This is a genomic window from Halomonas llamarensis (assembly GCF_023555005.1).
Classification (GTDB): Bacteria; Pseudomonadota; Gammaproteobacteria; order Pseudomonadales; family Halomonadaceae; genus Vreelandella; species Vreelandella llamarensis.
On the sequence record NZ_JAMJPJ010000003.1, the window covers coordinates 90,269 to 115,276 of the forward strand.

At 55.5% G+C, this 25,008-nt stretch carries 21 protein-coding genes; 14 read left to right on the forward strand and 7 right to left on the reverse strand.

Annotation, left to right across the window (positions count from 1 at the left end; genetic code table 11):
• Window positions 1-60: 60 nt before the first annotated feature.
• The 6 genes from M8006_RS03495 (at window position 61) to M8006_RS03530 (ending at window position 3,629) form a co-directional block, all read left to right on the forward strand.
• Window positions 61-543: a pilin gene (locus M8006_RS03495; protein WP_284046910.1), complete on the forward strand. Its 483-nt coding sequence runs from the start codon at window positions 61-63 to the stop codon at window positions 541-543.
• 67 nt (window positions 544-610) lie between these two features.
• Window positions 611-1,126, forward strand: coding sequence for a pilin (locus tag M8006_RS03505; RefSeq protein WP_284046911.1), 516 nt, complete (start codon window positions 611-613; stop codon window positions 1,124-1,126).
• 16 nt (window positions 1,127-1,142) lie between these two features.
• Entirely contained in the window at window positions 1,143-1,655 is a 513-nt protein-coding gene (locus tag M8006_RS03515; RefSeq protein ID WP_284046912.1) for a pilin, read from the forward strand.
• A 7-nt stretch (window positions 1,656-1,662) separates the two neighbouring features.
• Window positions 1,663-2,133: a pilin gene (locus M8006_RS03520; protein WP_250080076.1), complete on the forward strand. Its 471-nt coding sequence runs from the start codon at window positions 1,663-1,665 to the stop codon at window positions 2,131-2,133.
• A gap of 110 nt (window positions 2,134-2,243) precedes the next feature.
• The gene (locus tag M8006_RS03525) at window positions 2,244-2,609 is read left to right on the forward strand and encodes a hypothetical protein (RefSeq protein ID WP_250080077.1); all 366 of its coding nucleotides are present in this window, start codon (window positions 2,244-2,246) and stop codon (window positions 2,607-2,609) included.
• 207 nt (window positions 2,610-2,816) lie between these two features.
• Entirely contained in the window at window positions 2,817-3,629 is an 813-nt protein-coding gene (locus M8006_RS03530; protein ID WP_250080078.1) for an inositol monophosphatase family protein, read from the forward strand.
• Here M8006_RS03530 and M8006_RS03535 read toward each other — a convergent pair.
• Window positions 3,626-5,401, reverse strand: a complete 1,776-nt coding sequence (locus M8006_RS03535) for an ABC transporter transmembrane domain-containing protein (protein WP_250080079.1) — start codon at window positions 5,399-5,401, stop codon at window positions 3,626-3,628. The genes M8006_RS03530 and M8006_RS03535 overlap by 4 nt on opposite strands.
• Window positions 5,402-5,526: 125 nt before the next feature.
• Between M8006_RS03535 and M8006_RS03540 the strand changes: the two genes are divergently transcribed.
• The 4 genes from M8006_RS03540 to M8006_RS03555 all read left to right on the forward strand — a co-directional run bounded on the left by M8006_RS03540 (window position 5,527) and on the right by M8006_RS03555 (window position 12,704).
• On the forward strand, window positions 5,527-6,765 hold the full coding sequence (locus M8006_RS03540; RefSeq protein ID WP_250080080.1) for an efflux RND transporter periplasmic adaptor subunit: 1,239 nt from the start codon (window positions 5,527-5,529) through the stop codon (window positions 6,763-6,765).
• Window positions 6,762-9,917, forward strand: a complete 3,156-nt coding sequence (locus tag M8006_RS03545; protein ID WP_250080081.1) for an efflux RND transporter permease subunit — start codon at window positions 6,762-6,764, stop codon at window positions 9,915-9,917. The genes M8006_RS03540 and M8006_RS03545 overlap by 4 nt, the downstream gene beginning before the upstream one ends.
• Before the next feature lie 471 nt (window positions 9,918-10,388).
• Complete coding sequence (locus tag M8006_RS03550) at window positions 10,389-11,696, forward strand: ATP-grasp domain-containing protein (RefSeq protein WP_250080082.1); 1,308 nt, start codon at window positions 10,389-10,391, stop codon at window positions 11,694-11,696.
• Between the two features lie 378 nt (window positions 11,697-12,074).
• Entirely contained in the window at window positions 12,075-12,704 is a 630-nt protein-coding gene (locus M8006_RS03555; protein ID WP_250080083.1) for an O-methyltransferase, read from the forward strand.
• A 175-nt stretch (window positions 12,705-12,879) separates the two neighbouring features.
• On the opposite strand, the gene M8006_RS03560 is transcribed toward M8006_RS03555, so the two are convergent.
• Window positions 12,880-14,790 carry a DNA topoisomerase 3 gene (locus tag M8006_RS03560; RefSeq protein WP_250080084.1) on the reverse strand — a complete coding sequence of 637 codons (1,911 nt, stop codon included), beginning with the start codon at window positions 14,788-14,790 and terminating at the stop codon, window positions 12,880-12,882.
• Between the two features lie 145 nt (window positions 14,791-14,935).
• On the opposite strand from M8006_RS03560, the gene M8006_RS03565 reads away from it, so the two are divergent.
• Both M8006_RS03565 and M8006_RS03570 read left to right on the forward strand, forming a co-directional pair.
• On the forward strand, window positions 14,936-16,186 hold the full coding sequence (locus M8006_RS03565; RefSeq protein WP_250080085.1) for an ABC1 kinase family protein: 1,251 nt from the start codon (window positions 14,936-14,938) through the stop codon (window positions 16,184-16,186).
• Window positions 16,187-16,282: 96 nt separating this feature from the next.
• Window positions 16,283-18,100, forward strand: coding sequence for an SEC-C metal-binding domain-containing protein (locus M8006_RS03570; RefSeq protein WP_250080086.1), 1,818 nt, complete (start codon window positions 16,283-16,285; stop codon window positions 18,098-18,100).
• Between the two features lie 23 nt (window positions 18,101-18,123).
• Here M8006_RS03570 and M8006_RS03575 read toward each other — a convergent pair whose 3' ends face one another.
• Entirely contained in the window at window positions 18,124-19,491 is a 1,368-nt protein-coding gene (locus tag M8006_RS03575) for an AmpG family muropeptide MFS transporter (protein ID WP_250080087.1), read from the reverse strand.
• Between the two features lie 94 nt (window positions 19,492-19,585).
• Here M8006_RS03575 and M8006_RS03580 point away from each other — a divergent pair, with 94 nt between their 5' ends.
• Together M8006_RS03580 and ccoM are read left to right on the forward strand one after the other, a co-directional pair.
• On the forward strand, window positions 19,586-20,101 hold the full coding sequence (locus M8006_RS03580; RefSeq protein ID WP_250080088.1) for an FKBP-type peptidyl-prolyl cis-trans isomerase: 516 nt from the start codon (window positions 19,586-19,588) through the stop codon (window positions 20,099-20,101).
• 167 nt (window positions 20,102-20,268) lie between these two features.
• Window positions 20,269-20,379 carry a cytochrome c oxidase subunit CcoM gene (gene ccoM / locus M8006_RS18230; RefSeq protein WP_347709737.1) on the forward strand — a complete coding sequence of 37 codons (111 nt, stop codon included), beginning with the start codon at window positions 20,269-20,271 and terminating at the stop codon, window positions 20,377-20,379.
• Window positions 20,380-20,510: 131 nt separating this feature from the next.
• Here the strand turns inward: ccoM and M8006_RS03585 are convergent, their stop codons facing one another.
• The 4 genes from M8006_RS03585 to M8006_RS03600 form a co-directional block, all read right to left on the reverse strand.
• Window positions 20,511-20,963 carry a group I truncated hemoglobin gene (locus M8006_RS03585; protein ID WP_250080089.1) on the reverse strand — a complete coding sequence of 151 codons (453 nt, stop codon included), beginning with the start codon at window positions 20,961-20,963 and terminating at the stop codon, window positions 20,511-20,513.
• A 35-nt stretch (window positions 20,964-20,998) separates the two neighbouring features.
• The gene (locus M8006_RS03590) at window positions 20,999-21,742 is read right to left on the reverse strand and encodes a DUF3034 family protein (protein ID WP_250080090.1); all 744 of its coding nucleotides are present in this window, start codon (window positions 21,740-21,742) and stop codon (window positions 20,999-21,001) included.
• Between the two features lie 164 nt (window positions 21,743-21,906).
• A complete protein-coding gene (locus M8006_RS03595) occupies window positions 21,907-24,255 on the reverse strand; it encodes a putative bifunctional diguanylate cyclase/phosphodiesterase (RefSeq protein ID WP_250080091.1) in 2,349 nt (782 codons plus the stop codon).
• Between the two features lie 29 nt (window positions 24,256-24,284).
• The gene (locus M8006_RS03600) at window positions 24,285-24,962 is read right to left on the reverse strand and encodes a cupredoxin domain-containing protein (RefSeq protein ID WP_250080092.1); all 678 of its coding nucleotides are present in this window, start codon (window positions 24,960-24,962) and stop codon (window positions 24,285-24,287) included.
• Window positions 24,963-25,008 lie beyond the last annotated feature (46 nt).

Here is a 25,008-nt window from a genome sequence, read left to right on the forward strand (position 1 = left end):
TATAAACTCATACGTTTAGCTAACAACGCTAAACGACTTTTCTCACCAAGAGGAATCTCTATGCAAAAACTCACCCAAACCGCACCGCGCAACATCCGCCAGGGCGGCTTTACCCTGATCGAGCTAATGATCGTCGTCGCGATTATTGGTGTGCTAGCGTCCATCGCCGTGCCGCAGTATCAAAACTACACCGCCCGCGCACAAGCAAGTGAAGGGCTCTCTGTGACGGCAGGCACACGTGCTGATATTGCCGAGCAGTATTCTTTAACCGGCAAAATGCCAGCCAATGCCGAAGCTTTGGGTGCAGACGCAAATTCTACTGACCTTGATATCAGTGGACGATATGTTAAGTCCGCTAAATATGCTGCCAGTGGAACCCCAGCTAAAGGTACTATTACTGTTACTTTTAATAGTGATAGTGCTCTAGGCGATGGCAAGACCATGGATATTTCGACTGAAAATCCACAGTCAGGCTGGACATGTGCGGTAGGTAGTAGCAATGGAATTGAAGAAAATCAGCTGCCAGCTGGCTGTAAAGACTAATATTTAGCGCATAACACAATCGTAATGGGGCTGTTCTGACAGCCCCTTTTTCTGGGAGGAAAACGACATGAACGGAACTCAACGTGGTTTCACCCTAATTGAACTGATGATCGTCGTGGCGATTATTGGTGTGTTGGCATCCATTGCGGTGCCGCAGTATCAGAATTACACGGCAAGGGCGCAGGTGGCGGAAGGCATTAATCTAACCGTCCCAATTAAGTCTGCGATTGCTGATTTTGTCTCCCTTAAAGGCAGGCTCCCTGCAGATAAAGCAGAGCTAAATGATGAATTTGGTGACTTAGTTAGTGATATGTCAGGTAAGTATATTAAAAAAGTTGTTGCTCATGGTGTGTTTAGTAGTGGTAATCCAGGGGGGAACAGCAACCCGCGTAGCCTGTTCCGTTTGACCTTCAAAAATGAGGGCGTTAATCCCGATTTACAGGGCCGCTCAATGATTATGTATGCGCGATTTGCACAAGACGGAGTAGAGTCTGGATCGCTTGAGTGGATATGCCAATCGGCCACTGCCGATAATGCCTCCATTCCTGACAAATATTTCCCCAGCTCATGCCGTAGCCTCTGATCATGGATAAATTCTTATGGCGATAAATAGCAAAAACAGCGGTTTTACCCTAATTGAGCTGATGATCGTCGTGGCGGTTATTGGTGTGTTGGCATCCATTGCGGTGCCGCAGTATCAGAATTACACCGCTAGGGCGCAAGTTTCAGAGGCTTTCTCTCTTTCTGCTGCCTACAAAACGGCGATGACGGAATATTATGCCATTAACGGACGTTTCCCCCAGAGTAACGAAGAAGCTGGTTTGCCTACAGATCATGCGGCTGTTCACGGGGGCAACGCGAGTCAAGGCTTTGGTGGCTACGTCGAAGCGATCGGTATTTCTCCGGCTACCGGAAATGGAAAGTACAACGCACGCTTTGTTATCGAAATGAGCAACACTGCTAATAGTGAAATTGCCGGGGGTTGGATCGTCATGGAAGCGTATGAATCTAGTGGTTCGATCCAATTTTCATGCCGCACGACAACCGGCACTGGTAATGCCAGGATTCCGGCAAAATATATGCCCGCCTCCTGTTATGATGAAAAAGAGTAGTCTTTTCATGATCAAAAACGTTTACCAACGCGGTTTCACCCTAATTGAACTGATGATCGTCGTCGCGATCATTGGCGTGTTGGCGTCTATCGCGGTGCCGCAGTATCAAAATTACACGGCAAGGGCGCAGGTCGCGGAAGCACTGAATGTGTTGAGCGGTGTCAAAGTGCAGCTAGCGGAACGTTATGCGTTTGACGGCGATTTTGGTACCGATAAGGATACAAATTTAAAGGAGTTGGTAAGCCAAACCCGTTACGTTCAAAATGTCGATTACTTTTATCGGGAAGACAACGTTGCCATAGGCATGAGAATGCGTAATCAACCGCCTGTTGCCGATGCGATTCGTGGCAAGCGCCTTCGTGTTGAACTCATTGCTGATGGTGGTTCGATTAAATGGGCGTGTATGTCGGCGAAAAGCAACGGTATTGAAGAAAAATATTTGCCGGGTAGCTGTAGAGGAGAGCCTTCGTCATTTTGATGCTGCCGAGTGAGTCCAAGTAATCCTGCTCTTAACGGTTGAGTGAAAACTTATATAATTCTTGCCATTATTCATCGCCGATATAACGCCCTGCGCTCAAGGATAAAAGCATGCCACCCCGCCAGCGCGGCTTTTCCTTTGTTGAACTTTTCATCGTGATACTGATTATCAGCTTGCTGATCATTCAAGCGATGCGGGCGTATCGTGATTTCCCGGCGCAGGCGCAGGTGCTTGAAGGGGTGACCTTGACGCGAACTATCAAAATTACACTGGCCGAGTTTGTCGCCACTAACGGCCGGTTGCCTTCTGTGCGCGAGTTAAACGCAATGCAGCCGCAGTTCGATGATATCTCCGGGCGCTTTCTTGAGCGCATTGACCCAGCGGCACGTTTGATGAACTGCCACGCAGCACCTTTCGCCTTTATTTCAGAGACTTGCCTGATGTCGACTCGCAAATTCGCGATGGTGTCATGGTGATGGTGGCGCGCTTGCAAAGCGGTAGCGGCCAAATAGAGTGGGTCTGCCAAGAAGCGAGCCATGTTGAAGAGGGCGGAAGGCGTGGCGATTGATAAACGCCTTCTTAGGCCCGCGTGTCGTACTGTGGTAAATGACGCGTGAAATGCTCGTGTTAGAACGTTAATCAAGACTACCCAACGAGAGCCAAGTAGATTTGTGAGTGAGCCGATGACGTATACGTTAGATCAACGCCTTGAGATTGCCACGTCTATCGCCGAGGAAGCAGGCCGAATGATTGCCGATGCTCGCGAAGCGCAAACATTTGGTCAGCGCTTGAAAGGCGGCGAGGAGTTGGTGACCGATGCCGATGTGGCCGTTGATACGTTGATTCTTGAGCGCTTGGAAGAACACTTTCCCGGTGAGGCGTTGCTTTCCGAAGAATTATCCCCCGAGCAGCAGCAATTAGACGTACCCGCGCTGTGGGTGGTGGACCCGATCGACGGCACGGTTAATTTCGCCAACGGCCTGCGCCACGTGGCGGTTTCCATCGCGTGGCTGGAAGCGGGCGTGGGTAAAGTGGGCGTGGTCCACGCGCCGTTTTTACAAGAGACGTTTGCGGCGGCTAAAGGCCAGGGCGCAACGTGCAATGGCGAGCCGATTCAGGCAAGTGGCGCCACTGCGCTTTCGCATACGTTGGTGGCGACGGGCTTTCCCTACCAAAAAGCTGACCGTGCGGCGCTGCTGAAACGCTTAGAGGCGGTGCTGGCGCAGTGCCAAGATATTCGCCGCAACGGCTCGGCGGCGCTGGATTTATGTGATGTGGCGTGCGGGCGGTTGGGGGCTTACTACGAAAGCGTCTCGCCTTGGGATTGTGCCGCTGGCGGGTTGATTGCCCGCGAGGCGGGGGCCTCTTTCGCGCACCGCTACCCGGTGCCCGAAGATATTCCGCGCGATCTTTACAGCCGCCACTTGTTGGTGACCGCGCGGGGAGTTTTTGACGCGATGAAAGCACTTTTACACAAGGCGGATAGCGGCGCCTAAGCGGTTGCAGGTGTTTCGGCGCCGAACTGCAACGCGGCCAGGTGGCGATAAAGGGCGCTGGTGCCAATAAGTTCGCTATGGGTGCCGGATGCAACGAGTTGCCCGTCTTTCAGCACTAATAAACGATCAGCGTTCACCACCGTAGCTAGGCGGTGGGCAATCACGATACTGGTGCGCCCGATCATCAGCCGGTCCAAGGCCTGTTGCACCAGTCGCTCGCTTTCAGCGTCCAGGGCGCTGGTGGCTTCATCAAGCAACAACACTGCCGGGTTTTTCAGCAGCGCGCGGGCAATGGCGAGCCGCTGGCGCTGCCCGCCGGAAAGCTGTACGCCACCCGGGCCTAGGGGCGTATCAAACCCTTGAGGGAACGCCTCGATAAACTCAAGCGCGCTGGCATTCCTAGCGGCAGCACGTAGTGTCTCGATGTTGGCCTCAGGGTCGCCGTAGCGCAGGTTGTCGGCTACCGAGCCGCTAAATAGTACGGGCTCTTGCGCTACCAAACCCATGGCGCCACGCAAGTCGGTGAGATTCAACGTGCGAATATCCAGGCCGTCCAGGGTGATTCGGCCTTGGTCCGGGTCGTAAAAGCGCAGTAGTAGCCCCAGCAGTGTGCTTTTGCCCGCGCCGGATGGCCCAACAACGGCGACGCGCTCTCCCGCCTGAATCGTCAGGTTAACCCCGTCGAGCGCCGGGGTGTCGCGGCCGGGGTAAGTGAAGTGAATAGTGTCCAGCGTGATGGCGCCTTGTGTTGGCGGTGGCAGTGCCGCTGGTTTGGCGGGGGGCTGAATGCTCGACTGGGTATCTAGCAATTCAAGCAGCCGCTCGGCGGCACCGGCGGCGCGCTGCACGTCACCCGCGACTTCCGCTAGGGTAGCCACGGCCCCAGCGGCCAGCAAGGCGTAAAAGATAAACGCCGAGAGTTCGCCCGCGCTCATGGTGCCAGCGAGCACCGCCTGCCCGCCTTGCCAGAGCATTAACCCCACGGCGGTGAACACCACCAGTAACGCCACGCCAGTCAGCCAGGCGCGTTGGCGAGTGCGCGCCACGGCGCTGTCAAACGCTTGCTCAACGCGCTGGCCGTAGTGGCGTTGATCCACCGCTTCGTGAGAAAACGCTTGCAGCGTTTGGATGCCGCGCAGCGCCTCTTCGGCATAGCGGCCCAGCTCGGCCACGCGGTCCTGGCTGGCGCGCGAGAGCCGCCGCACCCGGCGCCCGTACCAGACAATTGGCAGTAGCGTCGTGGGGATACCAATCAATACCATGGCCGAGAGCCACGGCTGGGTCACCAGCATCAGGATCACCGCCCCTACCAGCATCACCAGGTTGCGCAGCGCCAGCGAGATCGATGACCCGAACAGGCTCTGCAGCACGCTGGTGTCGGCGGTTAGCCGTGAGGCGATCTCGCCCGCGGCGCGGCCTTTGCTAGCACTTTCGAAAAAGCTCGGCTCTAAAGTTAACAAATGATCGAACACTTGTTGGCGCAAATCCGCTGCCAGGCGTTCGCCAATCCAGGTAACTTGGTAGTAACGCAGGGCGGAAGCCATGGCCAGCACCGCCACCACGCCAAGCATCATGCCAAGGGTTTTGGCCAGTGCCTGCGAATCTTCAGCGAGAAAGCCGTTGTCGATCACCAGGCGCAGCCTGTTGCCCAGCGCCAGCACGCTGCCGGATGCCAGTAGTAAGGCCAGGCCCGCCAGGGCAAGGCGCAGGCGATAAGGGCGCAGCAGCTCCAGCAACCTGAGCAGTACATGGTGGTTAGGTCGTTGGTTCATTGAACACCTGTTTGGCTGCGCGGGATTGCCGCAGGCAGTTTTGTTAAACCATGGATGATGATGAAGACCCAAAACGCCTCGATGCGTTATGATGGGATGGCTTTATTCTATACGCAGATATCCTTATGCTTAAGCGTTTAATTCCTTTGATCATTCTGGCTCTCGGTATCGCGGGTTTCATGGCCTTGCGTCTCACTCGCCCTGAGCCAGTTCCCGTGGAAGCGCAGGAGCGCAGCTGGCCTGTCGAGGCGTTGCCTGTCTCGCTTGGTGAGCATGTTCCGTTATTACCGTTGTTCGGTGAAGTGGTGGCGCCAGACATGGTCGATTTGGTGGCGCCTATTACGGCAAGAGTGGCCGCACGTCCGGTCAGCGATGGGCAGCGCGTGTCACAAGGTGAGCTGCTGGTGGCGCTGGACGAGGACGAGCTTTTATCGCCATTGCGCCAGGCCGAGGCGGAAGTTGGCGATTTGAAAGCCCAGGTGGAAAACGAGCGTATACGCCATGAGAACAATCGCCGGGTATTAACGCAAGAGCGCGATATCTTGGCCAGTGCCAATCGTCAGCTTGAGCGTAGCCGTTCGCTGGCAGGCCGCAACCTGGCCTCGCAGGCCGATGTCGACGCCGCGCGAGATACCGTCGCCCGCGCCCAACTGAACGTGTCTGCCCGTGACAGCGCGATTGCCGAGTTTCCTTCGCGCTTGGCAAGCCTTAAAGCGCGTTTGGCCCGCGCCCAAGTCATACAGGAAAACGCCCAGCGTGATCTCAAGCGCGGCCGTATTCATGCGCCCTTCGATGGCCGTGTCACGCGCGTGCAGGTGGCCCCTGGAGATGAGGTGGCCGCGCAAGCGTCTTTGTTATCGCTTTATCCTGTTGGCGAGCTTGAAATACGCGCGCGCATCCCTCAGCGCTTTCAGGCGGAACTTGAAAGCGCCTTGGATGCGGGCACGCCGTTAATCGCCGTGGGCGAAGAGGGTGTGCAGCACTTTATACTGGAGCGCTTAGCGGGGGAGAGCGACCCGATTGGTATTGAGGCCATTTTCTCCGTCCAAGGCCAGGCCCATGGGTTGCGCCCTGGGGCGATGGTCACTGTGCAACTAAGGCGCCCGCCGGTGGCCAATGCGCTGGCGGTACCTTATGGCGCCTTGCACGGCGATGACCTGATTTACCGCATTAACGACGACAACCGCCTTGAACGTCAACGCGTTAAGCGCTTGGGCGAAACCCACCGTCGAGGCGGCGAGCGCTGGCTGCTGGTTCGCGCTGAATCACTGGCTGAGGGCGGCCGCGTGATGTCGACGCATTTGCCCAATGCGGTTCAGGGGTTGCGCGTCGAGGTGGCGAATGACGAAGGGCCAAATCCATGACGCAGCATCGTGGGTTTATCGGTTTTTTCGTTCATCACAAGGTCGCGGCGAACCTAGTGATGCTGGTGATGTTGCTAGGTGGTGCGCTGGGCATTGCGCGAATGAACATTCAGTTTTTCCCTACCTTTGCGCTGGATATTGTCAATGTGCGCGTGGTGTGGAGCGGCGCCTCGGCCGAAGATATCGAACAGGGCATTACCAACCCGCTTGAGCAACGGCTGCGCAGTCTCGATAGCCTGAAGCGGATGACTTCGACCTCGGCGCAGGGTATCTCCAATATCACCCTGGAGTTTGATGAAGGCAGCGACCCGGTGCTGGTCCTGGATGATGCTCGTCAGCAGGTCGACAGCTTCACCAACCTGCCGGAAACGGCGGAAGCGCCGGAGGTCTCCCGCCTGGCCCGCTATGAGCCGGTCGCACGCTTGCTGGTGCACGGTGATTTGGCCGCCCATGAGCTGCGCCAAATTACTCAGCGCTTTGAGGACGAACTATTATTGGCGGGCATTGACCGGGTGCAGATCAACGGCCTGCCTGCCCAGCAAATCAGTATCGAAGTGCCCGCTGAGCGCTTGCAGACGCTTGGATTATCGCTTGGGGAAATTGCTGCGCGGGTACTAGGCATGTCGCGGGATCTCCCCGCGGGGCTTCTCGGCCAGCAGGACAGTACCCGCGAATTGCGCTCTCTTGAACAGCGCCGCGACGCCCTGGCTTTTGAAGATTTAACGGTGATGAGTAGCGACCGTATGCAGCTGCGCCTGGGCGATATTGCCATCATCCATCAGGAGCCACGCGAGGGTCAGGTAACGCTTTCTTACCGTGGTCAGCCTGCCGCCGAGATGATTTTGCAGCGCGCCGAAAGCGGCGACTCGCTGGAAGCTGCGCAGCGGCTGGATAACTGGATAAAAGACGTGCGCCCCACTTTGCCACCGGGTGTCGAGCTTGATGTATTCGATGAGTCTTGGCAGCTGATAGATGAGCGTATTTCTCTGCTTTTGGTTAACGGCGCTACCGGCTTGCTGTTGGTCGTGGTGCTGTTGTATTTCTTCTTGCCAGCCCAGGTGGCGTTCTGGGTAGCGGTGGGCATTCCGACCGCTTTTATGGCCTCTTTGGGGAGTTTCTGGCTGATTGGCGGTTCGATCAACATGCTCTCGCTGTTTGCACTGATTATGGCGTTGGGCGTTATCGTTGACGATGCCATTGTGGTGGGTGAAGACGCGGATGCCCACTATCGTATGGGGGAAGACCCCAAGCTGGCGTCGGCCGGTGCCGCGCGGCGTATGTTATGGCCGGTGGTAGCGTCATCGCTGACCACGGTCGCTGCCTTTATGCCGCTCTTGATGGTGGGTGGTGTAATCGGCAACATTCTCGGGGACATTCCGGTCATCATGATCTGCGTTCTCATCGCTTCGCTATTGGAATGTTTTGTCGTGTTACCCGCCCACTTACGCAACGCGTTTGTGCCTAAGAAAACGGTTTCAAAGCACTCTGTGTCGCAAAAGCAGAAAAAAGCATGGAACCCGGCTCGCGGCATTGTCCGCTTGCGCGAGCGTTTTGAAACGCGCTTTGACAGCTTTCGCGAAGGACCCTTTCGGCGCTTATCGCTGCTCACCCTGCGCTATCGCGGTGCCACCCTGGCGACCGCGCTGGCTATTACCCTGGTGAGCGCTGGGCTACTGGCAGGCGGGCGGATGGGCTTTAATTTCTTTCCTTCACCAGAATCGAGCATCGTGTACGCCAATGCCAGTTTCGTCGCCGGCACCGAACGTGCGCGAGTGGCGGATCTTGTCGATCATATGCAGTCAACCCTGCAAGAGACCGATCAGGCCATGGGCGGGGGGCTGGTGCGCGTTGCTGTTTCCCACTATGGCGCCACGCAATCCGGCGGCTCCCCTGCCCGCACGGGGGATGAAGTGGGCTCCTTGATGGTGGAGATGATTTCCCCCGATGCTCGTGATGTGCGCAATGCGGCGTTTATTCAAGCCTGGCGAGAGCGCATACAAACCCCGGCAGGCCTGGATACCCTCAACATTAACGAACGCGCCGCCGGCCCGCCGGGCAAAGATGTCAACGTGCGACTGACCGGTGAAGACGCGCAAGGGCTGCGGGATGCTGCCGATAGGCTGAGCCAGGCAATGGCCGGGTTGCCTGGAGTGCTTAGTACCGAAGACGATATGCCTTGGGGGCGCGAACAGCTGATTTATCGGGTCAATGCTTATGGCGAAGCGCTGGGCATGACCACTGAAGACTTGGGTAGCCAGCTGCGTACGGCGTTCGACGGCCAGGTGGTGCAGATTCACCAGGCCGGTGCCGATGAAATCGAAGTGCGTGTGCAGCTGCCCAGAGCACAGCGCGAAAGTCTTTCGACGCTATCGCGACTGGCTGTGACACTGGCGGATGGCCGTCAGGTGCCGCTATCTCAGGTCATGACGCTTTCTCACCGCCAAGGGTTTGAGACGTTGCGCCATGCGGATGGCCAGTTGGCCGTGGAAGTGACAGCGGAGATTAATGACCAGGTCACCTCGGCAGAACAGGTGCTGGCAAGCCTTTCCAGCGAGCTGATTCCTCGCCTTGAGCGTGAATATTTTTTGAGCGCTAGTTTTGAAGGACGCGCTGCAGATCAGCGTGAAACGATGGCGGATATGCGTACCGGCTTAGTGATTGGTCTCGGGCTTATGTATGGCGTGCTGACTTGGGTGTTCGCTTCCTGGAGCCTACCGCTGATCGTGCTGGCGATCATCCCTTTCTCCTTGGTAGGTGCACTATTGGGACATTGGGCGCTGGGGATTGATCTTACGATTTTGTCGCTATTTGGTTTATTTGGGCTTTCGGGCATTGTGGTCAATAACGCCATAATTCTCGTCAGCTTTTATCGCCAACAGCGCGCACAAGGGTTGGCGATTAACGCGGCGCTAAATGAAGCGGTTGTGCAGCGCGTAAGGGCAGTGTTACTAACGTCACTCACGACAATTGGCGGGCTTTTGCCCTTGCTGTTTGAAACGTCGCTGCAGGCGCAGTTCTTGATTCCCATGGCGACGTCTATCGCCTTTGGCCTTGGCGGTTCGATGGTGTTGGTGTTGCTCGTAACGCCAGCGCTTCTTTCATGGCTGGAGCATGGTCGTGAGTGGTGGGCGACGCGAGTGGCGCTTGCGTAGAGGGCCGCTAGCGAGGAAACTCGCGTAAAAATTCCTTCCTTTTGGCAATACAGGTGAGATTGATATGACGGTATCTAAAAAAACGGTAACACCTCCCTCACCGTATCGACTTCCTTGCCGTGGCTGTACGGCCGATTGTAAAAACTACGCGACCTGCGATGGTAAGCCTTGGCGGAATTAAGCAGCATTTCAGGCGTTGTGCCGTCCATCCTAAGCCGCGCTGGCAGTGAACCACCTTGTACAATGGTTTGTCTAAAGTTCTACCGTTGAATTGCCATTTATTACGTAATCCACTAACTTAAGAGGCAAGTGCGCTAAACATTTCTAGCACTGGTTCGCTCAATTGTCGCTTACCAGTACTGGTAGGTGAATAGTACTGGTAAGTGAACAGTACTGACGGCAGTTCAGTTTGCTGATCATATTTTGTTTCCGGCGCAACCAGTCTGAGTCAACCCGCAAGGAGAACTGCGAATGTCGATATCATCTGAAAAGAAAATGCCTGAAGAAGTAGCAGCTTGGCGTGATCCGGAATTGGATTCAGTTAAAGGTACAGAGACACCCAAAGATCCAAACAAAGGCTATATCGCTCTGCTTGGCTGGAGCGTGAATGCCATTAAGGCAGCACAGAAGTTTGACCGTCGCTATATCGTGGTGGCCCCGGAATGGGCAGCCGATTTCTGTACTGCCAACAAAATCCCTTTTATTGCATGGGACTTCGTTCGACTGAACGACCGTTCCATGGAAATTGCTGAAAGACTGAAAGAAGAAGGCGTTGATGTCGCCATACCGCTATTCGAGGAAACCGTTGAGTGGTCCGGTGCGATCAACTCCGTTCTTCTCGATAGCCCTCGTATGTACGGGCAGTCCATTCTCTTCCGCGATAAGGCGCTAATGAAACGCCGTGCCCAGCTTGGTGGCATCCGTGTGGGGATCTTTGAGGAGGCGCACGAGAAAGAAGATATCGTCCGCTTCATGAAGCGTGTCAACCAGACGCTGCTCAAGCTTGACGGTGACCCGGATGACCCGATTCACGTCAAGGCATTTGATAAAGCCGGTTGTCTCGGCCATCGGATGATTCGCACGTTGGAAGAAATTGAACATATTCCGGACGAAGAATATCCCTTGCTGATGGAAAGTCACTTGGATGGCTGGGAGTTTGCTGTTGAGGCTTGGGTCCACGATGGCAAAATTCAGTTCCTCAATATCTCGGAATACGTCACCCTGGGCTATTCGGTATTCGTGCCCGCTACCAAGGAATTGGAGAGCTGGCGCAACGCGATTACCAAACAGATCGAATTGCTGATCAAAACGTTCGATATCAAGTTTGGCCTGATTCACCCCGAGTATTTTGTGACGGCTGATGGCGAAATGTACTTTGGCGAAGTTGCTTATCGTCCGCCCGGGTTTAAGGCGTTCGAGCTGATCGAGCGGGCTTATGGATTTAACGCCTATCAAGCGTCAATGTTGGTGTTTGATCCTAAAAGCACGAAAGAGGAAGTGGCTGATTTCTTCCCCCGTGAAGTGGTCGATGCGAAAGGTTATGCGGGCTGCTTCGGTGTGTATCCACGCCGTCGTGTTGTCAGCAAACTGGAAATGCCCAAGGAATGCGTTGATCACCCCTATTTTGAATCGCACGAATTGGTTGCACCGGCAGAAGAAACCGTGCCTGACCGGTCGGCCTTCGGCACGCATTGGGGCTTGATTTTCTTCTTTGGTGACGATCCGATCAAAATGCGCGATCTGTTGAAAGCTCAGGAAGACTTGGATTTCTACGTCTAAATTTCGCGGGATTATTAACGCCACCGCCACCGCCACCGCCACCGTCAGCTATATGGCTGACGGTGGCGGTTTTTTTGCTTGGTGTTTTAGCCGGTAAGGTGAATCAGGTAAGTGGTGCGGCCGAATAAATGGGCTCGCTAAGATGTTTATCTTCCTGAACGAAAAGAATAACTTTAAGCCTCGCTACCTGCTTTCGGGTAGTTTGAAGAGCAATAACCGACATTTTTTTGGCTGCAGACGCCAAAGGCCAATCAATCTGGCAAAGATTATCAGGTGCGTTAAGCTAAAACTGTGTGTTTCTGCATGGCGATACATGGGTTTCCATGGCCATGCACTTGAGCTTTAACGCTTAACAGCCAAACGTAAAGGAGGCCTGGGATGGCTAAAAAACCTCAAGGAAGCGGCTGCTCGCCTTCCGGGTCGAGCGAGGCATTACAAGCACTGTTAGTCGAATTAGAGCAATTTGGTCAGGAAAACGACGCCGCTATTGCTAACCGTCCTAGGCGAATGCTGAATATTACCCGCGATACCGGGGAGTTTCTGTCAGTACTGGTTCAGTCAACCAACGCGCAGCGTATCCTGGAGATTGGCACCTCCAACGGGTATTCCACCTTGTGGCTGGCTCAGGGGGCACAAAAGATCGGTGGGCACGTTACGACAATTGAGCAATCCGAGTTCAAGCTTGAACTAGCGGCCAAAAACGTTGAGCGCTCGGGTCTTTCTGAGGTGATCACCCAGCTCTGCGGGGAGGCGGGCGGTCTGATTGAAAACAGGCCCGACGCTAATGTTGACTTGATTTTCCTCGACGCTAAGCGCTCGGAATACGTGCACTGGTGGCCCACTATTAAACGGGTACTGCGAAAGGGCGGGCTTCTTGTCGTCGATAACGCCGCCTCTCATGCCGATGAAATGGCGGCTTTTATGGCATTGGTGTCGGCAGATGCTGATGTTACTACCTGCACAGTACCCGTCGGGAACGGGCAGTTTTTGGCAACGCTCAGTCACTAAGCGCAAAGGGAAGAAATACTCTGGAAGGGTACTGGCTGATACCCTGCGCCAGGGACTCGCTCAGGCGAAGCTGGTCGCTGTGCTGGCGGAAAAGGGGTTGGAGTTGCGCTAGGGGGATAGGGCAGAGTCAGTATCAAACAAACTGTCACCACTTGTTGATATCTGCTGCCACGCATCAGCCTTGCTTGGCAGGTTTGCGTTTCACCTTTCCTCTGCGCTTTATCGGCTTACTTGAGCGCTTTGCCGGACTACTGGCTTCGCCTTGCGCGGTTTGCAGGCTCTGTTTTAATTTGGCCGCGTTGCTGTGGGTGAGTAAGCCGCGTAAATCTTCTAGCAACGCTTGCTGAAAGGCGTTCGCGTCGTCGTGTTGTTCGGCAATGGCGCGCAGACGCTGCTCCCATAATGCAGTGCGTTCGGGTGTACTCACGGCGCTGGGTAAGGCGGCGATCAGGGCGCTGCCGAGCTGAGTGGCGCGCAGGGCCTTTTGTTTGCGCACCAGGTAGCCGCGCTGCACCAGGGTTTCAATGATGCCAGCGCGGGTGGCTTCGGTACCCAGGCCGTCGGTGTCGCGCAGGGTGCGGCGCACGGCGGGGTCATCGACGTAGCGGCCAATGTTCATCATTGCTTTGATCAGGCTGGCATCGGTGAAGGGCTCTGGTGGGCGGGTTTCCTTTTCCTCAACGCCTGCACCAAGCGCTTGGCAGGCTTCCCCTTGGATAAGCGGCGGCAGCGGCGGGCTTTCATCGCGGGTGGTGAATAGCGGTTTCCAGCCGGGGTCGAGAATACTTTGGCCGCGAGCGCGGAAGGTCTCGGCAAGCAAGGTAAATTCAGCTTTTACTTCAAAGGTACGCAGCGGACGGTAAAACTGTGCCATCACATTGCGGACGATAAGCCGAAACACATGACCTTCGGTGTCGGAAAGCTGGCTGAAATCCGCCGGTTTGCCGCTGGGCGCGATGGCGTGGTGGGCACCTACCTGCTTGTCGTTCCAGGCCTTGGAGTGCAGGTCAAAGTCCGCGCCATTAAGCCACTGCTGAAGGGTGTCGTCGTTTTGGCAGGCGCCGCTCAAGCTGCGCTGGGCAAGCGGTCGGTGTTCTTCGGGCAGGTAGCGGCAGTCTGAGCGCGGATAGGTAATCAGCTTGTGTTGCTCGTAAAGTCGCTGGCAAATATCTAGCACCATCTGCGCGGAAAGCCCATGACGGCGGGCGGCGTCAACCTGTAGTGCGGATAGCGAGTAGGGCAGCGGCGGCGCTTGGCGTTTCTCTTGTTGATCAAGCTGGGTTAGCGAGCCATTGGCACTGGGCAATTGAGCCGCCAGTTCGTCGGCGGGTGCGCGGTCAATCAAACGGCCTTGATCGTCCAGCGGCTGGTGTTCTTTGGGTGCCCACCAAGCACGTAGTTGTCCTTGTGCGACCTTTAAATCGACCCACAGTGGGTAGAACGGATGAGGTACAAAGTCGCGGATAGCGTTGTCGCGACGCACAATCAGCCCCAGCACTGGCGTTTGCACGCGGCCGATGGAAAGCACACCATCGAACCCGGCTTGACGGCCGGTGAGCGTCCAGGCGCGGGTAAGGTTGATGCCGTACAGCCAGTCAGCACGGGCGCGTGCCTCTGCCGCGCGGAAAAGGGGCTGATAGGCAGTATTACTTTTCATCACGGCCAGTGCGCGGCTAACGGCGGGGCGATTTAAATCGCTGATTAACAATCGCTGCACCGGCCCGCGATATTTCATGTGCTCGATCACTTCTTGTACCAGCAATTGGCCCTCGCGATCAGGGTCGCCTGCGTGCACTACCTCTTTCGCTTGCTTGATCAGCTTACCAATCACCCTGAGTTGCCCGCGTGCTTTGGAGCGGGGCATCAGTTTCCACTGCTGGGGCACAATAGGTAGCCGATCCAGCCGCCACTGTTTATCGGCGGGATCGTAGGCATCGGGCGGGGCCTGTTCCAGCAGGTGCCCCAAGCACCAGGTCACGGTGGTATCACCGCACGTAATCGCCCCTTCTTGACGCTGAGTATTGCCGGGGAGGGCGTCGGCGATGGCCCGCGCGAGGCTGGGTTTTTCAGCGATAATTAAGCGCATGGTGAAAGCCGCGTTACTCGGTAGCCTGAATAGCGCTCATAGTAGCAGAGGTCGATAGGTGTATTGTGCGATTTTTACGTATAAGTTTTGTATAAATTACGAACCTTCGTTAAGCTGCATGAGTGGCTTTTAAGGAGGTAATATCATGCGAGATCGCGGTAGAACACGACGCCTAATGGGCTTAGGCGCCCGAACTGGCGGTGCGCTGCTTAAAACGCGTTTAGGCGGCCAAGCGGATTGGCGCTCGCTAGGCGAGGCGTTGTTTGAAGGCCTCTCCGAGCTTAAAGGCCCGGCGATGAAACTGGCGCAGATCATGTCCCAGTGGGATGACCTGCTGCCGCCAGACCTGGCGGATGAACTTGCGCGCCTGCAACGCCAGGCAGAGCCGATGCCTTGGCCGCGTATTCGCGAAGCTCTGGTGATGCAGTACGGGGATATTGATCAGCACTTTAGCCAGGTTGAAGAGCGTCCCTTCGCCAGTGCCTCGATGGGTCAAGTGCACCGTGCAGTAACCGTTGCCGGCGACACGGTTGTGTTGAAAGTGCAGTATCCTGGCCTAGCCGAGGTGCTGGAAAGTGACCTGAAGCAGGTCAAGCGCATTATGCGCTTAGGTCGCTGGTTTAAAGTGCCCCAAGCCCGGCTGGATGCGCTTTTTGAAGAGCTGGCGGTAGGTTTGCGTGAGGAACTCGACTACCACACTGAGGCTAGCGCGATGCTGCGCTACCGCGAACGCTACCAGGATAATCCGCGCCTGGTCATCCCCGAACCCTTATTGGCGCTCTCCGGCCAGCATGTGCTGGCGATGCAATTTGTCGATGGCACCCCGCTGCGCGAGCTAGAGAGCGTTGATGATGCGACTCGCCAAGGTATTGCCGTTGCCCTGGCGGATTGGATCACCGAGGAACTGTTTACCTACGGCGAGCTGCATGCTGACCCCCATTCGGGTAACTTCGCTGCTGATGAGCACGGGCGGCTAGTGATTTACGACTTTGGTTCGGTCATCCCGGTGCCAGAGGTACGCTTGAAGGCGATGATGCAGCTCTTGGATGCGACGCTTGCCAAAGAACCCATGGCGATGGACGAAGCGCTTCTTAAAATGGGGGGCCGCCAAGGCCAAGGCGCGCCGCTTTCGCTGTATAAAGAGTCCGCCGAATGTGTTGCGCCGCTGTTTGCGCCAGGCGAGCAGGACTTCAGCGACGTCCGGGTGCACCGTCGCCTGCGCGAGCTAACGCCCAAAGTGTGGGCCGCTATGGACCGATTGCAGCCGCCTGCCGATACGCTTTTGCTTTCGCGGGCGCTTAATGGCCACTATTGGAACTTGGTTCGCCTTGGTGCCCGGCTTGATATGCATGCGCGCACGCAGCCGCTTCTTGCATGGGCGCGTCAGCCAGCTTAAACGGTGCCGAGTAAGACGTCTGGCAAAAGGTACCGCTGCGTAAGCCTATCTCAACATGCTAAACTGCGGCCCTTTTACCACCGTATGGAGACGGCAATGCTGGCGGTATGGGTCGATCAGCTGCTGGGATTTGCTTCTGGGGCACTCTCGGCGATTAGGCAAAAAGAGCACTATCCCGATTTCATGATCTGGGTGCGGGCCGAGGGCGCCGATTACTTTAACGGCGACACCGCCACCGCTCAGGCATTGGCGCCCATTTTATGGTCGCAGACGCCACTTGTGCGCTTAGACTTTGCTTGTGAATCGCTGGCAACACCGGCGCGCAACGAGCCTTGCTGGTGCGATTCCGGGCGCAAGTATAAAGAGTGCTGCTACCGCGTTGATTTTCCGACAGAGATCCCTGAACAAATGATGTGGATGCTGTCGCTGCGCGAATGGAAGGGCGCCACGCTAAAAGCCGCATTGGCGAGCCAGCGCGCGCCGGCTCAGGCACTTCTGGAAGCGGGGTTGATTGCCGCAGAAAGCGGGCAGTCGGGCCGTGCCATGCAGATTTTGGAATCGCTGTTCGACGGCAGCGATTGGTCGCGCCTGCCGGAACAGGCCGAGCCCGCCTTTGAAATTTTGCTCGATATCTATCAAGAGCGGGGGTTTACCCGCAAGCGTGCCGAGCTTCTCGACGAGGTACTAGAACGGGGGCCGTTGTTTCTGCGCGGTGTGGCGCTTGAGCGTCTGTGCTTGATGCACTTGGATAGCGATGATCTCGACAGTGCCCGGGCCGCCTTTGTGCGGGCCCAGCAGGCGCTGCCGGATTCTCCAACACTGGCTTATATCGAAGCGATGTTGCTGCTCCATGAAGGCCACGAGAATGAGGCCAAAGAGCGGGCTAATTTCTGGTATCGACGCTTGGTGCGCCAAGGCGAGCTGGATGAAGACCAGCTCGACTTTCTCGCTGCGCTGGCGAATAACCCAGGCGCCACGCTGGCGGATCAGCTACTCAGTGCTGAAGAAGATCTCGCCACGCCGCTGATTGGTTTGCAATCCCTGTTAGCGGCCCTGCCGACGGCACCTAAGCTGGATGTTCGCGTGGCGCCAGAGAGTGACCGCTTGCATTATCACGTCAGCGCCCGTGAGGCCACGCTCTTTGCCGCCTGGCATGAGCAGTTTCAGGTGTTGGTAGATGAAGACGTAGCGCTTGGCTTTCGCGATGACCCTTGGGGTAATGCGGTGGAGTGGATGTCGACGCTTTGCGCGCACCCCGAGTGGCTGGATGCTCCCCAAGTCGTGCAGGACCTCACGTTGGCGTTAACCAGCCGCTTTGGCAGCCTTCCCTGGATGGCGCCCAGCCTATTGGAGCCGTTGGCGGTAAGGTTTTCGCGTTGGCTGCAGCAAGCTCGTGCCGAGGGCGGCGGGAATCTGTGCTGGGATGACGCGGATAACGCTATTTTACTGCGTACGGGCCTTGCGCTGGTGGTCGGGATGGAGCGCGGCGCGCGTCAACACTCTCGGGAGCTCGCCGAAGAGCTGTTGGCCATTAATCGTGAGGATAGCCTGGGGCTGCGTGAACTCGTACTTGATCAGTTGCTGCGTGACGAGCGTAACGAAGACGCCCTAGCGCTAGCAGAAGAGAACAATGACGATGGCTCGATGCCGCTGAATATTCTGCTCGGGCGAGCGCTCGCGCTTTATCGGCTAGCACGTTATGAAGAAGCTGATGCGGCGCTGCAGATGGTGAAGCAGCATAACCGTTACGCGATTGATATGTTGTGCGCGGAAAACCCTCGTTCGGCGCTGCCCACTGGGGATAGCGATATCAAACCGGGTAGCCGAGAAGAGGCCTGGCAGTATCGCACGTTGATGCGTGACCAGTGGCGCGCTTCAACCGGTGCGCTTAAGTGGCTGTTGGCGCACTGGTAATGCTGTCTGATTTTTACCTTGCTTTATGCGTCAGATTTATGCGGCGGCGGTACTAACTGAGCATCCCGGTTTACCCAGGTGGCTAAGGCCACCGCGGGAAGGCCCAATAGGGCTGCCACCACAAAGAAGCTTGCATACCCGTGTGAGGTAACCACAAGCCCCCCAAAGCCGCTCAAAAACTTACCTGGTAGCGTCATGAGAGATGAAAAAAGGGCATACTGCGTGGCGGTATAAGCCCGTGACGTGAGACTCGAAAGAAACGCGATAAACACCGCGCTGGCCAAGCCATTAGCGAGGTTATCGCCGATAATGGTGAGTACCAGCATAGGCAACTGATCTCCCATCAACGCCAGCATGACAAACAACAGGTTGGTGAGCATTACAATCGTCGCCCCGAAGATTAACAGCGGGCCAATGCCATAGCGTGCGACCAGTAAGCCGCCCAAAATGCCACCGCCAATGCTCATGGCAATCCCAAAGATATTGGTAACACTGGCAATGGTGCCAAGTGAAAACCCCAAATCGATGTACAACGGGTTTGCCATCGACGCCATCGCTAAATCACTAATGCGAAACACGGCAATGAATACCAGCACCCAGAGTGCCTTGACGCCATAGCGGGTAAAAAAGTCAGTGAAGGGGCAAACAATCGCGCCGATGCCCCAGGCACCCAAGCGCCTGAACGTTTTTGGTTTACCGCGGCTAGCGCGCAAAAAAGCGCGTACTTTCGGCTCATGGATTAATTGAATGCTCAGGGTGGTACGCGCCGGTTCCGGGCGCAGCAACACCGTGATGACACCAATGCCCACTAACGCCGCCATGGTTAAATACGCCACATCCCACGAAATGGCTGAGGCGACAAATAACGCGCCAGCACCGGCGGCCATGAGCCCACCCCGGTAACCGATGATATACGTCGACGCCATGGCGGCTTGTACATTGTCATCGGCGGATTCGATGCGAAAGGCATCAATCGCAATATCTTGTGTTGCTGAACCAAACGCCACCAACAGCGAGAATGTGGCGACCCACCCCAGATTTCCCACCGGTTCAAGCCCGGCAAGCCCAATAAGCCCCCCTGCAATCATTGCCTGTGCAAGTAGCATCCAGCCCCTGCGCTGCCCGAAGGCGCGTGTCAGAACAGGAAGGGCTAATCGATCAACGACCGGGGCCCAGAAAAACTTGATCGAGTAAAGCATCCCGATCCAGGCGAAAAAACCAATCGCCGCGACCTCCACCCCGTCACTGCGTAGCCAAGCTGACAGCGTTGAGAACACCAGCAAAAACGGCAGGCCTGCGGAAAACCCTAAAAACAGCATGGTGAGCACCGGCGCTTGCCAATAAATCGCCAGGGCAGCCCGCCAGCTATGCTGGGGAGTCGGGGTAGGCATCAATAAGGTCTCCTGGAAAGACGTTGTCTAGGGCAGGTGGTAAACTGCTCGGTGAAAATTTAAACGCCGATAGCTTACCGGAGAGGAGTTTTCCATGTCGATTACGGCGCATCAGGTGGTGACGTTGCACTATGTGTTAAGCGATGTGCTCAGCGATGGCAAGCGGGTACTTGACGATTCCAAGGCACGCAATAAGCCGCTGGAGTATTTGCACGGCCACCATAACATCGTGCCAGGGCTTGAGCGCGCGCTGGAGGGCCAAAAGGCGGGTGCTGAACTTGGCGTAACGCTAATGCCAGCCGATGCGTATGGCGTTCGCAACGAGTCGTTGGTGCAGCAGGTGGGCCGCGCTTCGTTTGGTAACGCTGACTTACAGCCCGGCAGCTGTTTTCAAACCGAAGGCGAGGCGGGGCCACAAATTGTTACTGTGGTTAGCGTAGACGGGGATCAGGTGACCGTGGATACCAACCATCCGCTGGCAGGCCGAACGCTTCACTATCAGGTGAGCCTATTAGATGTGCGCGAAGCCACCCGGGCCGAGTTGGCAAAAGGACACCCGCTACCGCCGGGTACCGATCATGCCAAGGTAGAAGATCGCAAGGTGCTATAACGTCCGATGTTGATAAAAGAAGCTTCGGCCGTTAATAGAAAAGTGACCCATATCAAATTGTTTCGTTCGTGCCTGCTTTGGTGTCAGCAAAATTGACGTAGATCAGTTTTCTTCCCCGCATTCGTGACTACTATGAAGCCATCACATCACGGCGGGGGAGCAAGCACATGTATTGGGATGGCACTGTTATCTTTGGTTTGGTCACCGTCGGATTAATGATTGTTTTTATGGCGGGATGGATCGGTTTTATCGTTCGTGATAGCAAACGTAAGAAGTAAGTTTTGTTATTAGCAACCAGTCGTCAGGGGAGGAGGCTTGCTGTAATAGGTAAGCTTCCAGTTGCCGACCCGTTTGGGTCGGCATTTTTTTTGTATGTTAAAAAGAAAAAGCTCTACTTGATAATGAATGCTTACTGCAAGCGCATGATCTCCTCATAAAGCGGCGCTAGGCGGCCTAGCATGTCATTGCGGGCAGAAAGCGGCACGCCTTCTTCCTGCATCGCTGCATCTAAATACGCGACAACACGGTTAAAATGCGCGTCGGTTATCCCCATGGTTTGGTGGGCTCGGTCCATCGGTGGCCCCTCGTAACGGCAGGGGCCGTCGCTAATATCGCACAGCTGTGTGGCAAACGAGGTGGCAAAGAGGTCGATATTGGTGTTGGTAAAGTAGCTCACCACTTCGTCATCATCGGCAATTCGGTAGAGCAGGTTTTCCACCACGGCGTCAATAGTGGCTTGGCCACCCATGCGTGCGTAAAGCGTGGAGGTATCGTGACGCTGAGCGCAACCCGACAGAGACCATGCGCTCACTAGCACGCATGTAAGCATTAAGTGACGGGCGCTGATGTCGGTTAATCGCATGGTAGTTCCTTTTTCGTAACCCAGAAATAAGCAACTTAAAAAGCCGCTTGAAGGGACACATACCCGCCGCGCTGGGAGGGCAGCCCGGCAATGTCACCGAGGTCCAGCCACGCACCGGTAAGCGATACATGCTTATTAAAGAAGTAAGCGCTATAGAGACTTTGCCAATCGTCTTCCTGGGCCACGCTTAAGTTATCTGGTTTTTGGCGGTACTCGGTGCCTACAATCCAGTTGGGCGTAATAAAGACGCCTACGCTGCCTTCCGCCACCCAGTCACGGCCTCCCTGGTCGCCACCAAACCCCAAGAGCCCGCCCTGGTTAGCCGACGTGTTACGCAGTGTGCCGTTAACCAGTACGTTACGGCCCAAAAAGGCGTTGAACAGCAGTTTGCTGGCGCTTATATAAGCGTCGGTACCACGGGTGTCATCGGCACCCAGTGCCGTTGGCACCGTGCCATCGACCAAGCGCTTGTGCAGTACGCCGACGCTCCAAATACCCAGCGGGTGGTACAGCACATCGCCAAACAGGCGCGCTTTACCACCGTAAATATCCTGCTCAATTTCGCCGCCCAGTGTCGTCAGTTCAAAGGTTTGGCGCGCGATAGAGAATTCCATTCGGTCATGAATGTTAACGCTTGTGCCGATAACGCTTAGCCGGTAATCATCGAGCCGTGCTCGTGTGGCCGAGGCGGTAACGCCTAACTCGCTTTCACTGGCGGTGCTGGTGAGCACTGCCCAGGGAGAGAGCCCGCCGCCAGCCGCGCCTTCAATGGCGCTCACTGCACCGGTGCCTAAAATTCGGCTGCCTGCGACGCTTGGGGCCGCCGTCAGTAGAGCGATAAGTGCTAAGCAGGCTGTGAACGCGAGGCATCGTTTGGAGAAAAGGTGTCGGGACATAGCGGTACTCTGTACGTTATTTATAAAGTTATACATTAGTTATGCTGTTATTTGTTGGTTGTGGTGCTGCCAGACAGCAGCAGGGGTTTAAAGTCAGCAAGCCATGAAGTAACGGCATCGGCGGGCATCGGTTTTGCTATCCAATAGCCCTGCAGGTAATCGCAGTGCAGACGGCTTAGTAGTTCAGCGCTGGCGCTATTTTCAACGCCTTCGGCCACAATTTTTAGGTCCAAATTGTGCCCCATTTCAATGGTGGAGCGCACAATCGTGAGGTCTTCTTCTTGAGTATCGAGCTTGAGCACAAAAGATTTATCGATCTTTAGTTCATCAACGGGCAAGCGCTTAATTTGCGCCAGCGACGAATAGCCGGTGCCATAATCATCAACGGAAATTTTTAATCCCAGCCAGCTAAGATCAAGCAGCGTTTCTGTCGCCGCATCGGCATCCTGCATGACGTCGCTTTCGGTGACTTCTAGGGCTAGCTGGTCGGGAGTTAGGTTGTAGTGGCTAAACAGCTTATTTAGCCGCTGGGGTAGCGTTGGGTCGGTCACATCGCTTGCCGATAAGTTAATCGCTACCGACAAGTGGTGCCCCTGCGTTTTCCATAGGTGAATCTGTTGGCAAACATGGCCGAGCATCCAGTGACTAAGCATCGCGATGTTGCCCGAGCGTTCAGCTAAGCCAATAAATTCATCCGGTGGCACAAACCCCAAGGTCGGGTGCCGCCAGCGCATGAGTGCCTCAAACTGGCATACTCGCCCGGTGCGGGTATCCACCTTGGGTTGGTAGGCCATCCATAGCTCGTTTTTATTGACGGCTTCCTGCAAATCGCGAATCAGCGTTAGCTGACGCAGATGCTGTTCATCTTGGCCTTCCACGTACCTTTCATGGCTTAAGCGTTGACGGCGGGCTTTATCGAGGGCGATATCCGAACGCCGCAGCAGCAGTTGTGGGTTGTCGCCGTGAGCCGGATAGTTAACTTCGCCAGCAGAGAGCGACGGTGTAATGGGGGATTTAGCCAGTTCTATCGGTTGGCTCAGCATGGCCATCAGTTTCACCCGGGTAGCGGGTTCACAATGTGGCTGTTCGATCAATAGGACCAGTTCATCACCATCCAGGCGGTAGGCTTTCTTGACGGGGTCAGGCAGTTGTTGCATTCGCTGGGCCAGCGTGACCAGCAATTGATCTCCCAGCGCATAGCCAAAGGTGTCTTTAATATCGCGCAAGTCATTAACGGTAATACGCAGCAACGTGAACGGTTGTTGTTGCTGGATGACATGGTGAATATCTTCCAGTGCGCTAATGCGGTTGGGAAGATCGGTTAATAGGTCGTGGCGTGACTGGTGGCGCAGCGTGGCTTCGCGCCGGTCAATATCTTCCTGCATAGAAAGCAGCGTACTGGCCAGTAAGCGAGTTTCTTTGACGGAAGCCCCTTCGGGAATATGTGCCATTCGTTCGCCTTGGCCAATACGTTGGGCCGCCTTGGCGAGGGCGATAAGCGGCTTACTGATGCTGCGAGCACTCCACATGGCCGCCGCTGTGGTAAGTAGCAGCATCAGTACGACAATACCGAATAGTTGCCACATTAGGTTGCTGTAGGCACCCAGCAGTTCATTCCGCGATAGCTGCAATAAGGCAAACGATTGATAACGGTCGTTATCAAGCAAGATGGATGCGTAGGAGAGGTAGTTATCATCGTCTGACATCTGACTGCGGGTGGTATAGCCTCCTTCCATTAGCCTGTTGCCCTGGTCGTTCATCAGGCTCATGGCAATCTGCTCTTGGTGGGAACTCGCCACATAACTCACTTGGCCGCTGGCATGGTAGGTCACGATACTGATATCTAATCCGGTCAGCGTATTGATTTCCTGGGTAACGTCTTCGTCAAGTAAAAAGCCCATGCCCACCCAGCCTATGAGATTGGGAGCGCGAACCGGCATCAGGACAAATTCGTAGGGCTTACCTTCGGCAATCACCACGCCAACGCCATGACCATTTTGCTGGGCGCGTTCAAAAAGTTCAGGAAAAGGCACCGCGCTGTCCTGGGCATGGTGACTGCTGGCCAGCACGTTTCCATCCAGGTCGCTGAGCATGACCATGTTAGCTTTGGCGCGGTCGCCGTGATTGGCAAGTACGGAATACAGTGTGGCCGTGTCTTTAGTGGCTACCGCACTTTTAAAGCCGAAGTCATCTGCCAAAATTGCGACGTTATTACGCAACTGTTCGCCACGACCGTCGAGCAGCTGCTGAAGCACACGCGCCCCTACCTCAAGCCGCTGGCTGCCTTTTGCCAGTGCATCGTTTTGCGTGGCGCGCAAAAACGCAACGCCTGTGGCAAGTTGAGAAATGATCACAACGGTCAGCAGCACTAGCAACAAGCGCGTGCGAAAGCGCATAAATACCTCTTAATGGGCAGCGTCTGTGCTTAATGGCTTTGGGTGGCTTCTTGGAATCGCTGCTGCAACGGAGAAGGTTCAGGCGGCTGTGGCGGCATGGCGTTTAACTCTAGGCTAACGGCCACGTTCTCCGAATCGCTAATATCACCTTCCCACCATACGGTTTGGCTATCATCCATACGACTGTGCCACACCCGCATACGGTGACTTCCTTCAGGTAATGCGGGCAGTGTCAGCCTACCTTCGCTATCGGTCAGGGCAGCGTAAGGCGCATCGCTCACAACGATAAATGCTTGCATATGATCATGGATATTACAGCCCAACACCACAACACCGGCTTGGTCGAAATGAATCGGTGGCGGCGTTTCGTTTAGGTAAAGCTCCAAATCAAAGGTTTTAGCCGGTGAAAAAGAGAAGACATGATGTCGCGTAGTGTCTTCGTTAGGAAAGGCGACATGGCTTCCGGTAGGCACGGTAAGAACGCGAGGGTGAAACGTTGCGTTGCGTTGGACGACGTTATGAGATGGATCTTCCGGTGTTGGCGCCGGTTCGAAATAGACTTCTACTACCGCATTTTCTAAGGGATTGCCCGCTAAGTCGGTCACGTTAACCGTCGCTGCTTCAACATTTAAGCTGAGCAGAGCCGTCAGACATACAAGTGGCAAGGCATGGAAGCTTGAGCGTAAATCCGTAAACGGTGAGCGCATGGAGTAATACCTGAATAGGAAAAAATTGTTCCTAATAATGTAATAT

Coding starts and splice junctions, on each gene's coding strand:
- M8006_RS03495 (WP_284046910.1), top strand. CDS start 61: ATGCAAAAACTCACCCAAACCGCACCGCGCAACATCCGCCAGGGCGGC.
- M8006_RS03505 (WP_284046911.1), top strand. CDS start 611: ATGAACGGAACTCAACGTGGTTTCACCCTAATTGAACTGATGATCGTC.
- M8006_RS03515 (WP_284046912.1), top strand. CDS start 1,143: ATGGCGATAAATAGCAAAAACAGCGGTTTTACCCTAATTGAGCTGATG.
- M8006_RS03520 (WP_250080076.1), top strand. CDS start 1,663: ATGATCAAAAACGTTTACCAACGCGGTTTCACCCTAATTGAACTGATG.
- M8006_RS03525 (WP_250080077.1), top strand. CDS start 2,244: ATGCCACCCCGCCAGCGCGGCTTTTCCTTTGTTGAACTTTTCATCGTG.
- M8006_RS03530 (WP_250080078.1), top strand. CDS start 2,817: ATGACGTATACGTTAGATCAACGCCTTGAGATTGCCACGTCTATCGCC.
- M8006_RS03535 (WP_250080079.1), bottom strand. CDS start 5,401: ATGAACCAACGACCTAACCACCATGTACTGCTCAGGTTGCTGGAGCTG.
- M8006_RS03540 (WP_250080080.1), top strand. CDS start 5,527: ATGCTTAAGCGTTTAATTCCTTTGATCATTCTGGCTCTCGGTATCGCG.
- M8006_RS03545 (WP_250080081.1), top strand. CDS start 6,762: ATGACGCAGCATCGTGGGTTTATCGGTTTTTTCGTTCATCACAAGGTC.
- M8006_RS03550 (WP_250080082.1), top strand. CDS start 10,389: ATGTCGATATCATCTGAAAAGAAAATGCCTGAAGAAGTAGCAGCTTGG.
- M8006_RS03555 (WP_250080083.1), top strand. CDS start 12,075: ATGGCTAAAAAACCTCAAGGAAGCGGCTGCTCGCCTTCCGGGTCGAGC.
- M8006_RS03560 (WP_250080084.1), bottom strand. CDS start 14,790: ATGCGCTTAATTATCGCTGAAAAACCCAGCCTCGCGCGGGCCATCGCC.
- M8006_RS03565 (WP_250080085.1), top strand. CDS start 14,936: ATGCGAGATCGCGGTAGAACACGACGCCTAATGGGCTTAGGCGCCCGA.
- M8006_RS03570 (WP_250080086.1), top strand. CDS start 16,283: ATGCTGGCGGTATGGGTCGATCAGCTGCTGGGATTTGCTTCTGGGGCA.
- M8006_RS03575 (WP_250080087.1), bottom strand. CDS start 19,491: ATGCCTACCCCGACTCCCCAGCATAGCTGGCGGGCTGCCCTGGCGATT.
- M8006_RS03580 (WP_250080088.1), top strand. CDS start 19,586: ATGTCGATTACGGCGCATCAGGTGGTGACGTTGCACTATGTGTTAAGC.
- ccoM (WP_347709737.1), top strand. CDS start 20,269: ATGTATTGGGATGGCACTGTTATCTTTGGTTTGGTCACCGTCGGATTA.
- M8006_RS03585 (WP_250080089.1), bottom strand. CDS start 20,963: ATGCGATTAACCGACATCAGCGCCCGTCACTTAATGCTTACATGCGTG.
- M8006_RS03595 (WP_250080091.1), bottom strand. CDS start 24,255: ATGCGCTTTCGCACGCGCTTGTTGCTAGTGCTGCTGACCGTTGTGATC.
- M8006_RS03600 (WP_250080092.1), bottom strand. CDS start 24,962: ATGCGCTCACCGTTTACGGATTTACGCTCAAGCTTCCATGCCTTGCCA.